Origin of the sequence: Methylobacterium sp. E-066 (genome assembly GCF_022829635.1) — a bacterium.
Lineage (GTDB): Bacteria > Pseudomonadota > Alphaproteobacteria > Rhizobiales > Beijerinckiaceae > Methylobacterium.
The window spans coordinates 49,817-63,534 of the sequence record NZ_JAKSYO010000150.1 but is presented as its reverse complement, the minus strand read 5'-3'; the positions used below and the strand labels follow the sequence as shown (position 1 = coordinate 63,534).

Genomic DNA, 13,718 nt, shown 5'->3' with positions numbered 1-13,718 from the left:
TCCATGGACCGGCTGGACGAACTCGCCCTCTACGTCGCGATTATCGACGCCGGCAGCCTCGCCGGGGCCGCGCGCCGGTCGCGCCGCTCGGCCGCCGCCGCCACCCGGGCGCTGGCGAGCCTGGAAGCGCGGGCCGGCACCCGCCTGGTGGAGCGCACCACCCGGCGCCTGGCGCCGACCCCGGCGGGGCTCGAACTGGCCGAGCGGGCGCGCGAACTGCTCGCAGGTTACGAGGCCGCCGTCTCCGGCGCGGCGGGCGATGCGGTGCGCGGCCTCGTGCGGGTCACCGCCCCGGTCCTGTTCGGGCGCAAGCACGTCGCGCCGGTCGTGTCCGGCTTCCTCGATGCCTACGCGGAGGTGCAGGTCGAGCTGGTGCTCGCCGACCGCAACCTCGACCTCGTGGAGGAGGGCATCGATGTTGCCCTGCGGATCGGACAACTCGCGGAATCCCGCTTGGTCGCGCGCCGGGTCGGGGAGGTGCGCCAAGTGGTCGTGGCGAGCCCGGGCTACCTCGCGGCGCGGGGCACGCCCCGGATGCCCGCCGAGCTGGTCGACCACGACACCATCCTGGGCATGGTCCGCTCGAATGTCCGCGAATGGCGCTTCGGTGCCAACCGCGTCCGCCTCGCACCGCGCCTGATCGTCAATGAGGTCGAGGCGGCGCTGATCGCGGCCCGGGCCGGGCGCGGCATCGCGCGGGTGCTGTCCTACCAGACCGCCGAGGACATCGCGGCGGGCCGCCTCGTGCGCCTGCTGGCGTCGCACGAGCCGCCGCCGGTGCCGGTCCAGCTCGTCACCCCGAGCCAGGGGCTCCGGCCGGCCCGGGTGAACGCGTTCCTCGATTACGCCACCGATGCGTTGCGCGCCTTGCCGGTCCTGCACGCCGCGCAATCGGAGGGATGATCACTATCCCGGCGTTCAATTCGCTCGGGAACCGGTCTTCATCGCGCCGTTCGGCATCATCGCGGCCGGACTCTTGCTGAGCGATGGTCGGAAGCCCGATCCGGCTCCCCGCCGCCCCTCTCGGTCGGCGCCTCGATGCACGACCCCGGAGCCCGCCAGCCCATGCGCCTGCTCACCCCGATCCTCGCCGTCTTGCTTGCGGTGCTTCCCCCGGCGGCCCAGGCCGATGCCCTCACCGGCACCCTCAAGAAGATCCAGGACAACAACCGGATCGTGCTCGGGGTGCGCGATACTGCGCCGCCGTTCAGCTACCTCGACCAGAACCAGAAGGTGGTCGGCTTCGCGGTCGATATCTGCCTGAAGATCGCCGACGCCGTGAAGCGCGAGCTGAAGATGCCGGGGCTCGAGGTCGCGATGGAGTTCGTGAATTCCTCGTCCCGCATCCCGCTGATGACCAACGGCACCACCGATCTCGAATGCGGCACCACCACCAACAATACGGAGCGGAAGAAGCAGGTCGATTTCGCCAACACCCACTTCCTCACCGCGACCCGGTTCATCTCGCGGAAGGACCAGACAATCGGCAAACTGGATGACCTGCGCGGCAAGTCGGTCTCGTCGGTGGCCGGCTCGACCAACATCCTGATGCTGATCAAGGCCAACAACGAGCGCAAGCTCGGCATCAACGTGATCGCCGCCAAGGACGTGCCGGAGGGCTTTCTGCTGGTCGAGACCGGCCGGGCGGCGGCCTTCGTCATGGATGACGTGCAGCTGAGCGTCGTGGCCGCCCAGTCGAAGGACCCGTCCGCCTACGTGATCAGCGAGGAAACCCTGTCCAACCCGGAACCCTACGGGATCATGCTGCGCCGGGAGGACTTGGCCTTCAAGGCAGTGGTCGATCGGGCCACCGCGGATCTCTACCACAGCCCCGAGATCATGAAGATCTACGAGACCTGGTTCCTCAAGCCGGTGCCGCCGCGCGGGCTGACCTACAACATCCCGCTCTCCTCCGCGCTCCGCTGGGCGTTCGAGCATCCGAGCGACAATTCGGATCCGGCCTTCTACGCGCACTGATCCGAGTGGGTTTCGCTCCGGCCGCGGAGATGCGATGCCGCGGGGCCTTAAGTCCCGCCCGCCGCGCGAATCCCCTCCATGCTCGACAGACAAGAGCCGGCGCTCACGCCGCCCGCGCCTCTCGCACAGGCGTCGGCCGCCTCGATCCCACGGCTGATCGTGGTCCTGGCCTGCGCGGGGTTCGGCAGCACCTTCGCACTGCGCTCGGTCGAGCCCCTGGTCGGCGTGCTCGCCCGGGACCTCAGTAGCGACGCCCACACGGTGGCGCTGCTCTCCACCGCCTTTGCGCTGCCCTACGCGTTCATCCAGCCGGTGCTCGGCCCGGTGGGCGACGCGCTCGGCAAGGAGCGGGTGATGAGCGTCTGCCTGGCGGTGCTCGCCGGCGCCCTGGTCCTGTGCAGCTTCGCCCCCGATATCGGCAGCCTGTTCGGCCTGCGGATGCTGGCGGGGGCGGCGGCGGGCGGCTGCATCCCGCTGTCGCTCGCGCTGCTCGGCGACCGGGTGCCGATGGACCGGCGCCAGGTGGCGATCGGGCGCTTCCTGGTGGCGGTGATCCTCGGGCAGCTCACCGGCTCGACCTTCGCGGGTCTGATCGAGTCCGCGATCGGCTGGCGCGGTGTGTTCGCGGTCACGGCGCTGGTCGCGGCGATCGCCTGCGCCGCGACGGTGTTCGGCTTCGACCGCACCGGTCGCCTTCCGGCCCGGCGGCCGGCCTTCGGGCAGGCCGTGGGGCGCTACCGGACGATCCTCGCCAATCCGCGCGCCCGGATCCTGTTCTCCGCGGTGTTCGTCGAGGCGATCGCGATCTTCGGCGTGTTCCCGCATCTCGCCCCGCTGATCGAGGCTCGCGGCGAGGGTGGCCCGCGGGAGGCCGGCCTGGTGCTCGCCGGTTTCGCCATCGGCGGCCTGCTCTACTCGGCCCTGGTCGGGCTGCTGGTCCGTTTCCTCGGCATGCCCCGGATGCTGATCGGCGGCGGCCTGATCTGCGGCGCCTCGCTCACCGTGGTCGGGCTGGCCGGAAGCTGGCAGGTCGATTGCGCGGCGCTCACCGCTATGGGGCTCGGCTTCTACATGCTGCACAACACCTTCCAGACGCAGGTGACGGAGGTCGCCCCGACGGCCCGCGCCTCCGCGGTGGCCCTGCACGCCTTCTCGTTCTTCTGCGGCCAGGCCCTCGGGGTCGCGGTGCTGGGGCAGGCCCTGCAGCAGCTCGGGCAGTTCGGGGCGCTGGCGGCCTGCGCGGTCACGATTTTGGGCCTTGGGATCGCCACGGCGGTGGCTCTCCAGCGGCCGGGGCCGAAGATCACCTTCTCGAACTGATCTGCGCTGCGCCGGTCAGGGCCGTGCCATCGCCAGGGCCTTGAGATCGAAGCCCGGATCGGCCGCCTGCTCCGGGGTGAGCGGCGTCCCCGCCGCCAGCAGGCGCCGGGCGATCATGTGGTCGCCCGCCCGGTCGACCGACTCCACGGCCCTCAAGGCGCCGTCCCGGAAGCGGAACACCGAGAACGCCACGCCGGAGCCCCGGACCACGCTGGCATCGCCGGGCCCGGACAGGCCGGCGATCTGCAGCTTGTGGGGACCCTGGTCGCTCCAGAACCACGGCAGCGCCCCGTAGGCCGCCGGCTTGCCGTTGAGCCGCGCGGCGAGGCAGCGGCCCTGGTCGATGGCGTTCTGCACCGACTCGATCCGCACGGTGCCGTCCGAGGTGAGCCCGTGGGCGAACGGGCTCGGGAAGCGGACGCAATCGCCGATCGCCGAGATCGCGGGATCGGGCGTCGCCAGGAAGGCGTCGACCCGCACCCCGTCCTCGGCCGGGAGACCGGCCTCCGCGGCCAGCTCCCGGTTCGGCAGCACGCCGATGCCGATCAGGATGAAGTCGGCCACGAGCTCCCGCCCGTCGGACAGGACGATGCCGGTGGCGCGGCCCTCCCGCCCGGCGATCGCGGTCACGCCGGCCCCGAAGGCGAAGCGCACGCCCATCGCCTCGTGGGCGTCGCGGAAGAACTGCCCGATCTCCGGCGAGACCGCCCGGGCCATCGGCCGGTCGGCCGCCTCCACAACGGTCACCGACAGGCCCCGGGCGGCGGCCACGGCGGCGAATTCCAGGCCGATGAAGCCGGCGCCGACCACGACGATCGCCTTGGCCTCGCCGAGCGCCGCCCGAAGCGCGTCGGCATCGGCGAGGCCCCGCAGCTGCTGCACGTTCGGGAAATCCGCCCCCGGCACCGGCAGCGGCCGGTTGCGCGCGCCGGTGGCCAGCACGAGGTGGTCGTAGGCGAGGTGTTGGCCGTCCGAGAGCTGAAGGCGCTGCCCGGCCCGGTCGATCGCGACGGCGCGGATCCCCGGCCGGTGGGCGATGGCATGCTCGGCGAAGAAGCCCGGCTGGCGCAGGTACAGCCCCTCGGCATCGGTCTTGCCGGCGAGATAGGCTTTCGACAGGGGCGGCCGCTGATAGGGCAGGGCGGTCTCATCGCCCACCAGGGTGATCGGGTCCCGGAAGCCGCCCTCGCGCAGGGAGGCGGCCAGCTGGAAGCCCGCCTGGCCGGCGCCGGCGACGACGATGCCGGCCGCGCTCACGCCTTGGCCCCAACGACCTCGGGCAGCGTGACGCCGGGCAGCATGCGGGCGCCGTCGCTCATCAGGTAGGACCAGACCGCGGAGGCGGCCGGCCCCAGAACCTTGTCGGCCCGGCGCACCGCGTACCAGTCGCGCCGGATCGGCAGGCCCTTGACGTCGAGGAGGGCGAGGCGACCGCTCTCGACCTCGGCCGCGACGGAATGGACCGACAGCAGGGCGATGCCGAGCCCGGCCATCACCGCCTGCTTGATGGTCTCGTTGGAGCCGGTGTCGATGTCGAGCAGCGCCCGCTTGACCAGGATGCCGCTCATGAACTCTTCGAAGACCGTGCGCGTGCCGGAGCCCTCTTCGCGGAAGAAGAACGGCTGGTCGGCCAGGTCTTCGCGCAAAAGCCCGGTCCGGCCGGCGAGCGGGTGGCTCGGGGGCGCGATCAGCACCAGCGGGTGCGGACCGAAGGTTGCGGCCTCGATCGGGAAATCCCGGGGCGGGCGGCCCATCACGGCGAAGTCGATCTCGTAGCCGCGCAGGGCCTCGACGGTCTGGCCGCGGTTGCGCACCGAGAGGCTGATCTCGACGCCGGGATGCATCTTGATGAAGCCGGCGATCACCTGGGGGGCGAAATACTTGGCCGTCGAGACGATGCCCAGCGCGACGCGCCCGCCCTCGGCGCCGCGCAGGGTCCGCAGGCGGTCGGTGCAGGTCTCGAGGACGGTGTTGATGCTGTCGATCGCCCAGAGCATCTCGCGGCCGGCATCGGTGGGCTTGAGGCCGCCCGGCGTCCGGTCGAACAGCAGCAGGCCGGCCTCCTCCTCCAGCTGGCGGATGCGCGCGTAGAGCGCGGCCGAGGTGACGTTCAGCTCCTGGGCCGCCCGGGTCATGGTACCCAGGCGGGCCACCGCCGCCACCGCCTGGAGCTGCTTGAGGGAGAGGTTGCGCATGGCGGAGGTCTCGTTTTTTTTGTCCTATGACACAAGATCCCCCAGAAATCTTGAGCGTGGCGTCTCCGGTTGTTGTCGATCGGGGCGCGCCGCCCGCTATCATGGTGATAGAGGGGTCGCTACAGACCCGACGCGAAACGCGCGATCCCGGCAGGCGGGATTTCAGCAGGAGAGATAGGCCGATGGCAATTTCAGCAGCGATCGGGACGCCTCTCGAGACCTGCCTGGCGCAGGCGGTCGCGGCCAACCCGGCCTTGAAGGATACCGCCGCGGTGATCCGTGCGATCGCGGGCTCGGCGGTGGAGATCAGCGCGCTGATCGGGCGTGGCGCGCTCGGCGGCGACCTCGCGGCGGCGGGCGAGAACAACAGCGACGGCGACGTGCAGAAGGCGCTCGACGTGATCGCGCACGAAAGCGTCACCGCCGCCCTGCAGGGCGCTCCCGTCGCCGAGGTCGCCTCCGAGGAGGCCGAGGACGTGATGCGGCTGAACCCGGACGCGCCGCTGGCGGTCGCCATCGACCCGCTCGACGGCTCGTCCAACATCGGCGTCAACATGGCGGTGGGGATGATCTTCGGCATCCGCCCGTCGATCAAGGATCCGGCCAACCCGCTGGCCTCGTTCACGACCCCCGGCACCGCCCAGATCGCCGCCGGCTTCGTGACTTACGGCCCGGCCACGGCCCTGATCCTGACGCTCGGCGACGGCACCCAATCCTACGTGCTCGACCGCGCCGACGGCGTGTTCCGCCTGACCAGCCCAGCCATGTCGGTCCCGGCCTCGGCCAAGGAATTCGCGATCAACGCCTCCAACGCCCGGCACTGGGACGCCCCGGTGAAGGCCTATATCGAGGATTGCCAGCGCGGCACCGAGGGGCCGCGAGACAAGGACTATAACATGCGCTGGCTCGCCTCCCTGGTGGCCGACATCCAGCGCGTGCTGACCCGGGGCGGCGTGTTCCTGTATCCGGGCGATGCCCGCAAGAACTACGCCCGCGGCCGCCTGCGGCTGCTCTACGAGGTCGCCCCGGTGGCGATGCTGATCGAGCAGGCCGGCGGCGCCGCGACCGACGGCCAGACCCGCATCCTCGACCTGGTGGCGACCGGGATTCACGAGCGCGCGCCGCTGGTCTGCGGCTCCACCGAGGAGGTCGATTGCGTGGCCGCCTATTATGCCGGCGGCAAGCCCGATGCCGGCCGCTCGCCGCTGTTCGGTCAGCGCGGCCTGATGCGCTCATAGGCAGGACGCCAAGAAGAAAAAATGTCGGCGCGGCACCCCATCATCTCGGTGACCGGCTCCTCCGGGGCCGGCACAACCTCGGTGCGCAACACCTTCGAGCAGATCTTTCGCCGGGAGGACGTGCGCGCGGTGTTCATCGAGGGCGACGGCTTTCACGCCTTCGACCGGGACACGATGCGGGCCATGATGGCGCGCGAGCCGACCCTGTCGCATTTCGCGCCCCGGGCGAACCTGCTGCCGGAATTGGAGGCGGTGTTCCGCAGCTACGCCGAGAACGGCACCGGCCGGACCCGCCACTACGCCCACGACCAGCACGACGCCCGGGCCTACGGCATCCCGGAGGGCAGCTTCTCCGAGTGGGAGGCGTTCCCGCCGGATTCCGACCTGCTGTTCTACGAGGGCCTGCACGGCTGCGTGGCCGACCCGGATGTCGACATCGCCCGCTACGCCGACCTGAAGATCGGCGTCGTGCCGGTGATCAACCTCGAATGGATCCAGAAGCTGCACCGGGACCGCTCGTTCCGCGGCTATTCCACGGATGCCGTCACCGACGTGATCCTGCGCCGGATGCCCGATTATGTGCAGACCATCTGCCCGCAATTCTCGTTCACGGACATCAACTTCCAGCGGGTGCCGACCGTCGACACCTCGAACCCGTTCATCGCCCGCTGGATCCCCACCGCTGACGAGTCGATGGTGGTGATCCGCTTCAAGGATCCGAAGGGGATCGATTTCTCCTATCTCGTGTCGATGATCCACGACAGCTTCATGAGCCGGGCCAATTCCATCGTGATCCCGGGCGGCAAGCTCGACCTCGCCATGCAACTGATCCTGACGCCGATGATCATGCAGCTCGTGGAACGCCGCCGCCGGTTGGCGTGATTTTTGGGGGATTGGTTTCTCCCGCTCGCGCGAAGGGCTTGGGGTGCATGGACGCCTAAGCATCCGCCCCGTCATTCCGGGGCCGCGAAGCGGAGCCCGGAATGACGGCGTGGTTCATCCCGCCGCCGGTTCTGCGCTGATCGCTCCGCCGATCATCCCCCGCCGTCATTGCGAGCGCAGCGAAGCAACCCAGGGCAGCGTGCGCTCCCAAAGCGTGGCGGATCACTGGGTTGCTTCGCTGCGCTCGCAATGACGATCCGGGCTGCCGGCACTGGCGACTCGGTCCTCCGCGTGGCACCAGCAAAATCCCAAAAAAAGGGATGTCGGATCGTGCAGGTGGAGCCACGGGTCGGGTGCGGGGCCGCCATCGTCGTCGACGGGCGCATCCTGCTGTTGCGCCGGAGGACCGAGCCGGAGGCCGGGCATTGGGGGCTGGCGGGGGGTAAGGTCGACCTGTTCGAGCCCGTGGCCGATGCGGTGAAGCGCGAGGTCGCCGAGGAGCTCGGTATCGGGATCGAGCCGGTCACGCTGCTCTGCGTCGTGGATCACATCGATCGGAATGCGGGCATCCACTGGGTCGCGCCGGTCTACCGGGTGGATTCCTATTCCGGGGCGCCGCGGCTCGTCGAGCCCGACAAGCACGACGGCCTGGACTGGTTCGACCTGGAGGCGCCGCCGCAGCCCCTGACGCTCGCGGCGAAGACCGCCATCGCGCTCATCCGACAGGCCGACCCACAGGGGTAGGAACCGCCGGCGAGGCGACGTAAATGGATCGCACCTCATCGGCCTTGAGCGCTCGCCCCGGCCCGCCCGATCCCGGATTTCGCATGCTGCCTTCCGTCATCGCCCCGTCGATCCTCTCGGCCGATTTCGCGCGCCTCGCGGAGGAGACCCGCGCGGTCGCCGAGGCCGGCGCCGACTGGATCCATCTCGACGTGATGGATGGGCATTTCGTGCCCAACATCACCTTCGGCCCCCCGGTGGTGAAGGCGCTGCGCCCGCACACCGATAAATTCTTCGACGTGCACCTGATGATCGCGCCGGCCGACCCGTATCTCGCGGCCTTCGCGGAGGCCGGGGCCGACGGGATCACGGTCCATGCCGAGGCCGGGCCGCATATCCACCGCTCGCTCCAGACCATCCGCGACCTCGGCAAGCGCGCTGGCGTGGCGATCAATCCCGGCACCCCCGCTGCGATGGTCGAGCCGGTGCTCGACATCGTGGATCTGGTGCTGGTGATGACCGTCAATCCCGGCTTCGGCGGCCAGAAGTTCCTCAAAAGCAGCATGGAGACGGTGGCGCGGGTGCGTGCCATGGTGGCGGGCCGCGACATCCGCATCCAGGTCGATGGCGGCATCGACGCCGAGACCGTGAAGGCGGCGAGCCGCGCCGGCGCCGACACGTTCGTGGCCGGCAACGCGGTCTTCAGCGGCGGTCCCGACGCCTATGCGGAGCGCATCGCGGCGATCCGGGCGGGCGCGGAGGGCGCCTCCGGTCGCGACCTCTCGTGCTGAGGGCGCTGATCTTCGACGTCGACGGCACGCTCGCCGAGACCGAGGACCTGCACCGGCAGGCGTTCAACCGCGCCTTCGCGGACCTGGACCTGCCCTGGCACTGGGACCCGGCGCTCTACGCCGACCTGCTCACCGTGATGGGCGGCAAGGAGCGGCTCACCCACTACATCGACACGCGCCACCCGGGCGAGGCCGCATCCTTCCACGCGCAGGCCCCCGAGATCCATGCTCGCAAGACGATCGCGTATGGCGACCTCATGGCCGAGATCGGCCTACCCCTGCGCCCGGGGATCGCCCGGCTGATCGGCGAGGCCCGGGCTGCCGGGCTCCGGCTCGCCATCGCCACCACCACCAGCCGGCCGAATGTCGATCGGTTGCTGGCGGCCAACTTTCCGGCCTCGGACGTGCCCTTCGCGGTGATCGCGGCCGGCGACGAGGCGGACCGCAAGAAGCCCGCCCCCGACGTGTTCCTGCTGGCCTTGGACCGGCTCGGGGTGCCGGCCTCGGAGGCGGTGGCCTTCGAGGATTCCGCGGCCGGCATCGCCTCGGCCCGCGCCGCCGGGCTGCCGGTCCTGGCGACACGAAGCCGCTACACCGACAGCCACCGGCTCGATGGCGCCTTCTCGGCGGTCTCGGATCTCGGCGAGCCGGATCGCCCCCACCGGCACCTCGCTGGCCTGGAATGGCCGGGCCACGTGGTGACGCTGGCCGCGCTCCGGGATTGGCACGCGGGCGTGCGCTGACGCCTTGGAGAGGCGGCCCGTTGAACGGATACAAACGTCGATCCGATCCTGATCGGCGCTCCTCCACCCCAACCCCCTCAGGATGAGGGGGGGTTGGACGGGTACCGATCAAGACTCAGGCAGCCCCTGTTGTTGTCGCAACGCGATCTGGAACGGCTCCAGTACCAGAGGATCATGCGGGCGGATGGGTGAAGCCGCTTAGAGCATCGTCCCGAAAGGTGGCCGCCGGCTTTCGGAGGAAGACGGTGCACATCAAAAAGCGAGCGCGTCGTGCCGGTTCCGATACCTGGCACGACGCGCTAGCGCCGCCGGGCTGCCGGCCGGCCCTGGGCCTCGGTGGCGAACAGCATCGAGCCGGCCACCGCGCCGAGGAGCGTGGCGATCCCGAGCTTGAGCCAGCGCCGCTCGGCGGCCGGGGCCGTCGTCACGCGCGTGTCGTGTTCGGTCCGGCTCGGCATCGGGTTTCCAACTGACATGTTCCTCGCCAACGCCCGGCGCCGGCGATCTTTCCCCGGTCGCGACGATCCCCGGCCGCGTTGCTTCGTCGGAAGCCGGCGGCCTATAACGCGGCGACCTCACAGCCGCGACGGCGGGGTCCCGGATCTCCGCCCTCGCCAACGAACAAAGTCTCACACGCCATGGCAGGCCATTCGCAGTTCAAGAACATCATGCACCGGAAGGGCCGGGTGGATGCGGTCCGCTCGAAGGTGTTCGGCAAGCTCGCCCGCGAGATCACCGTGGCGGCCAAGCTCGGCACGCCGGACCCAGCCATGAACCCGCGCCTGCGCGCGGCGATCATCGCGGCCCGCGCCGAGAACATGCCCAAGGATAATATCGAGCGCGCCATCAAGAAGGCGGCCGGGGCGGATGGCGAGAACTACGAGGACATCCGCTACGAGGGCTACGGCCCCGGCGGCGCCGCGCTGATCGTCGAGGCGCAGACCGACAACCGCAACCGCACCGCCTCCGACGTGCGCTCGGCCTTCACCAAGTCCGGCGGCAGCCTCGCCGAGACCGGCGCCGTGGCGTTCATGTTCGACCGGGTCGGCGTGATCGGCTTCCCGGCCAATGTGGCCGATGCCGACACGATGCTGGAGGCGGCGATCGAGGCCGGGGCCGACGATGTCAGCTCCAGCGAGGAGGGCCACGAGGTCATCTGCGCGCAGGATTCCTACGGCGAGGTCGCCAAGGCCCTGGAAGCGCGCTTCGGCGAGCCGACCCGCACCGGCCTGGTCTGGAAGGCCCAGAACACGATCGATGTCGACGACGAGACCGGTGAGAAGCTGATCCGCCTGGTCGAGGTGATCGAGGATCAGGACGACGTGCAGCACGTCTACGTCAACTTCGCCCTGTCCGATGCGTTGATGGCGAAGCTGGAGGGCTAAGCGCCCGCCAGCTCGGCGCCGAACCGCTCCTGCACGTAGGCGTCGAGCGAGAAATCGTCATCCGGCAGCTGGGCCATGAAGCGCTCGGCGACCTCGGTCAGGACCAGGTCCGGCTTCGCCCGGGCGATGTAGGACCAGTCGAGCGCCGTGTTCCAGACGAAGTGCACTTCGCGAAACGTCTCCGCGAGCAGGATCGTCAGCATGTACGGCATGACGTGCGAGAACGAGTCGCCGAACAAAGCCAGCCGGCGCGGGTCGGTCGCCTGGGCGTTGCCGTAGACGACGTTGGCGCCGACATGGAGCGTGTGCAGCAGGCCGGCCTTCTCGCGCGCTTCGACGATCGGGCTGGCATAGGTCCGCACCGCATCCTGCTGGATCCGATAGGCCCGTGACGGTGCCCGGCGGGGCGGGTCGAAGGCGCTGCCGAGGTCGCCGTCATGGTCGACTTCCGTGAAGGGCCGGTCGCGGAGATCCGCCCGCGGCTCCGCCCCGAAGGCCCGGCAGATCTCGGCATAGGCCAGGTAGCAGCCGTCGAAGCTCCAGTGCGTGTCGGTCCGGCAATAGAGGTCGGCCGCATCGCGGGCGGCGCGCATCGGCGTGACCAGATCGATGCAGGTCTCCCGCCAGCGCTTGCGCCGCCGCCAATCCGCGTAGAGGCCGGTGAGGCCCCGCCGCCACGGGCCGCCGAGCGGCGGTTCGGCGTGGAGCAGCCGGTAGGCCGGGGATGCGGTCGGCGCGATGGCGATGCCGTCCAGGTGATTGTCGTAGATCAGCAGCTTGTCCGGCGCGACCACGTGACGGTAGCGGATGCCCATGGCGCGCAACCGCCGCTCGCGGGTCGCCACGAGGCTGCGCCAGGCCCAGATCAGGTCGGTGGTCTCCTCCGGGCGCTCGAACTGCCCCAGAATGTCGTTGGTCCCGGTCTTCAGGAACAGCCAGCCGTCCCGCCCGACATGGATGTGATCGGTGTTGCTCGACGCCATGGCGCACTCAGGGGAGGGATCGGGAATTCGGCAGCAAGGCGCGGGATGCAGCCTCGGCCGCCGGACGGCAGGGTGACGAGCATTCGATATACGCACCCGGCAGGTCCCGTCATGTCCGCCTCCGCCAAGCCCCTCCCCAACGCGGCCGCCGCGCCGCATAGTGGTGCGGCCATGATCGCCGTCTCGACTGCCGAGTCCGAAAATTCCGAGCGCTGGGCGGCGCTCGTCACCCGCGACGCGCGGGCGGATGGCCGCTTCGTCTACGCGGTCCGCACCACCGGCGTGTATTGCCGCCCGAGCTGCCCCTCCCGGGCGGCCCGGCCCGAGAACGTCACCTTCCACGCCACCTGCGCGGAGGCCGAGGCAACAGGCTTCCGGCCCTGCCGGCGCTGCCGGCCGAACGAGCCCGGCCTCGCAGAGCGCCGGTCCGAGGCGGTCGCCCGGGCCTGCCGGCTGATCGAGACCGCCGAGACGATGCCGCCGCTCGCGGTCCTCGCCCGGGCCGCGGGCCTGAGCGCCTACCATTTCCACCGGGTGTTCAAGGCCGCCACCGGTGTCACCCCGAAGGCCTACGCCGCCGCCCGCCGGGCCGAGGCCGTCGCCGCCGGCCTGGCCAAGGCGGCCACCGTGACCGAGGCGCTGTATGATGCCGGCTACTCCACCGCGAGCCAATTCTACGCCGAGGCCACCGGGCGCCTCGGCATGGCGCCGGCCGCCTACCGCAAGGGCGGCACCGGCATCCGCATGAGGTTCGGCGTCGGCGCCTGCACGCTCGGCGCGATCCTGGTGGCCGCCACCGAGGCGGGGCTCTGCGCGATCCTGCTCGGCGACGAGCCCGAGCCCCTGGTCCGCGACCTGCAGGACCGGTTCCCGGGGGCGGAGATCGAGGGCGGCGATCCGGATTTCGAGGCCTGGATGGCGCGGGTCATCGGCCTCGTCGAGGCGCCGGGCACCGGCCTCGACCTGCCCCTCGACATCCGCGGCACCGCGTTCCAGCAGCGCGTCTGGGCGGCTTTGCGGGCGATCCCGGTCGGCGCGACCGCGACCTACGCGGACATCGCCCGCGCCATCGGGGCGCCCACCGCGATGCGGGCCGTCGCCCAGGCCTGCGGGGCCAACCACTTGGCGGTGGCGATCCCGTGCCACCGGGTGGTCCGCTCGGACGGTTCCCTGTCGGGCTACCGCTGGGGCGTCGCCCGCAAGCGCGATCTGCTCGCGCGGGAGGCGGAGGGCTAAACAGAGCCTGACGTCGCGGCCCTTAGCCGGTTTCGCACCGTCCCTTTCCCGGGCGCATGCAGCGCGAGCGGAATGCGACCCGGGACCCAGCATGAGACGACGCGCAGCGTCCGCGTTGTTTAACGATCGTGCCGCTGCGCGGCGCTTTCTGCGCTGGATCCCGGATCACCTTCCACTAGCGTTCCAGGTGTCCGGGAAAGGGGCCTGTGTCATCTGCTAGCCACCGTTGCGCGCCCTGCACTGTC

14 protein-coding genes are annotated in these 13,718 nt (G+C 70.5%); 10 read left to right on the top strand and 4 right to left on the bottom strand.

The window, feature by feature from the left end; all coding sequences use genetic code 11:
• The first annotated feature begins 3 nt into the window (after nt 1-3).
• The 3 genes from MKL20_RS20915 to MKL20_RS20905 all read left to right on the top strand — a co-directional run bounded on the left by MKL20_RS20915 (nt 4) and on the right by MKL20_RS20905 (nt 3,297).
• Nucleotides 4-903 carry a LysR substrate-binding domain-containing protein gene (locus MKL20_RS20915; RefSeq protein WP_244038285.1) on the top strand — a complete coding sequence of 300 codons (900 nt, stop codon included), beginning with the start codon at nt 4-6 and terminating at the stop codon, nt 901-903.
• Between the two features lie 162 nt (nt 904-1,065).
• Entirely contained in the window at nt 1,066-1,977 is a 912-nt protein-coding gene (locus tag MKL20_RS20910) for an amino acid ABC transporter substrate-binding protein (protein WP_244038284.1), read from the top strand.
• A gap of 78 nt (nt 1,978-2,055) precedes the next feature.
• Nucleotides 2,056-3,297: an MFS transporter gene (locus MKL20_RS20905; RefSeq protein WP_244038283.1), complete on the top strand. Its 1,242-nt coding sequence runs from the start codon at nt 2,056-2,058 to the stop codon at nt 3,295-3,297.
• A gap of 15 nt (nt 3,298-3,312) precedes the next feature.
• On the opposite strand, the gene MKL20_RS20900 is transcribed toward MKL20_RS20905, so the two are convergent.
• Both MKL20_RS20900 and MKL20_RS20895 read right to left on the bottom strand, forming a co-directional pair.
• Nucleotides 3,313-4,554 carry an NAD(P)/FAD-dependent oxidoreductase gene (locus MKL20_RS20900; protein ID WP_244038282.1) on the bottom strand — a complete coding sequence of 414 codons (1,242 nt, stop codon included), beginning with the start codon at nt 4,552-4,554 and terminating at the stop codon, nt 3,313-3,315.
• Nucleotides 4,551-5,492, bottom strand: a complete 942-nt coding sequence (locus MKL20_RS20895; RefSeq protein WP_244038281.1) for a LysR family transcriptional regulator — start codon at nt 5,490-5,492, stop codon at nt 4,551-4,553. Before MKL20_RS20895 ends, MKL20_RS20900 begins: the two co-directional genes overlap by 4 nt.
• Nucleotides 5,493-5,674: 182 nt before the next feature.
• Here MKL20_RS20895 and MKL20_RS20890 point away from each other — a divergent pair, with 182 nt between their 5' ends.
• The 5 genes from MKL20_RS20890 to MKL20_RS20870 all read left to right on the top strand — a co-directional run bounded on the left by MKL20_RS20890 (nt 5,675) and on the right by MKL20_RS20870 (nt 9,869).
• The gene (locus MKL20_RS20890) at nt 5,675-6,730 is read left to right on the top strand and encodes a class 1 fructose-bisphosphatase (protein ID WP_244038280.1); all 1,056 of its coding nucleotides are present in this window, start codon (nt 5,675-5,677) and stop codon (nt 6,728-6,730) included.
• Between the two features lie 21 nt (nt 6,731-6,751).
• Nucleotides 6,752-7,612: a phosphoribulokinase gene (locus MKL20_RS20885; RefSeq protein WP_244038279.1), complete on the top strand. Its 861-nt coding sequence runs from the start codon at nt 6,752-6,754 to the stop codon at nt 7,610-7,612.
• 330 nt (nt 7,613-7,942) lie between these two features.
• Nucleotides 7,943-8,356, top strand: coding sequence for an NUDIX domain-containing protein (locus MKL20_RS20880; RefSeq protein ID WP_244038278.1), 414 nt, complete (start codon nt 7,943-7,945; stop codon nt 8,354-8,356).
• A gap of 83 nt (nt 8,357-8,439) precedes the next feature.
• Nucleotides 8,440-9,126, top strand: coding sequence for a ribulose-phosphate 3-epimerase (gene rpe, locus MKL20_RS20875; RefSeq protein WP_244038277.1), 687 nt, complete (start codon nt 8,440-8,442; stop codon nt 9,124-9,126).
• Entirely contained in the window at nt 9,120-9,869 is a 750-nt protein-coding gene (locus MKL20_RS20870; RefSeq protein ID WP_244038276.1) for an HAD-IA family hydrolase, read from the top strand. The genes rpe and MKL20_RS20870 overlap by 7 nt, the downstream gene beginning before the upstream one ends.
• A 299-nt stretch (nt 9,870-10,168) precedes the next feature.
• On the opposite strand, the gene MKL20_RS20865 is transcribed toward MKL20_RS20870, so the two are convergent.
• Nucleotides 10,169-10,327 (bottom strand): hypothetical protein, encoded by a 159-nt coding sequence (locus MKL20_RS20865; RefSeq protein WP_244038275.1) that lies wholly within the window; start codon nt 10,325-10,327, stop codon nt 10,169-10,171.
• A 180-nt stretch (nt 10,328-10,507) separates the two neighbouring features.
• Here MKL20_RS20865 and MKL20_RS20860 point away from each other — a divergent pair, with 180 nt between their 5' ends.
• Nucleotides 10,508-11,254 carry a YebC/PmpR family DNA-binding transcriptional regulator gene (locus tag MKL20_RS20860; protein WP_244038274.1) on the top strand — a complete coding sequence of 249 codons (747 nt, stop codon included), beginning with the start codon at nt 10,508-10,510 and terminating at the stop codon, nt 11,252-11,254.
• On the opposite strand, the gene MKL20_RS20855 is transcribed toward MKL20_RS20860, so the two are convergent.
• Nucleotides 11,251-12,237, bottom strand: a complete 987-nt coding sequence (locus tag MKL20_RS20855) for an alginate O-acetyltransferase AlgX-related protein (protein WP_244038273.1) — start codon at nt 12,235-12,237, stop codon at nt 11,251-11,253. The two genes, MKL20_RS20860 and MKL20_RS20855, sit on opposite strands and share 4 nt — an antisense overlap.
• A gap of 171 nt (nt 12,238-12,408) precedes the next feature.
• Here MKL20_RS20855 and ada point away from each other — a divergent pair, with 171 nt between their 5' ends.
• Nucleotides 12,409-13,473, top strand: coding sequence for a bifunctional DNA-binding transcriptional regulator/O6-methylguanine-DNA methyltransferase Ada (ada, locus tag MKL20_RS20850; RefSeq protein ID WP_244038318.1), 1,065 nt, complete (start codon nt 12,409-12,411; stop codon nt 13,471-13,473).
• Nucleotides 13,474-13,718 lie beyond the last annotated feature (245 nt).

Coding starts and splice junctions, on each gene's coding strand:
- MKL20_RS20865 (WP_244038275.1), bottom strand. CDS start 10,327: ATGCCGAGCCGGACCGAACACGACACGCGCGTGACGACGGCCCCGGCC.
- MKL20_RS20905 (WP_244038283.1), top strand. CDS start 2,056: ATGCTCGACAGACAAGAGCCGGCGCTCACGCCGCCCGCGCCTCTCGCA.
- rpe (WP_244038277.1), top strand. CDS start 8,440: ATGCTGCCTTCCGTCATCGCCCCGTCGATCCTCTCGGCCGATTTCGCG.
- MKL20_RS20860 (WP_244038274.1), top strand. CDS start 10,508: ATGGCAGGCCATTCGCAGTTCAAGAACATCATGCACCGGAAGGGCCGG.
- MKL20_RS20895 (WP_244038281.1), bottom strand. CDS start 5,492: ATGCGCAACCTCTCCCTCAAGCAGCTCCAGGCGGTGGCGGCGGTGGCC.
- MKL20_RS20915 (WP_244038285.1), top strand. CDS start 4: ATGGACCGGCTGGACGAACTCGCCCTCTACGTCGCGATTATCGACGCC.
- MKL20_RS20855 (WP_244038273.1), bottom strand. CDS start 12,237: ATGGCGTCGAGCAACACCGATCACATCCATGTCGGGCGGGACGGCTGG.
- MKL20_RS20885 (WP_244038279.1), top strand. CDS start 6,752: ATGTCGGCGCGGCACCCCATCATCTCGGTGACCGGCTCCTCCGGGGCC.
- ada (WP_244038318.1), top strand. CDS start 12,409: ATGATCGCCGTCTCGACTGCCGAGTCCGAAAATTCCGAGCGCTGGGCG.
- MKL20_RS20890 (WP_244038280.1), top strand. CDS start 5,675: ATGGCAATTTCAGCAGCGATCGGGACGCCTCTCGAGACCTGCCTGGCG.
- MKL20_RS20910 (WP_244038284.1), top strand. CDS start 1,066: ATGCGCCTGCTCACCCCGATCCTCGCCGTCTTGCTTGCGGTGCTTCCC.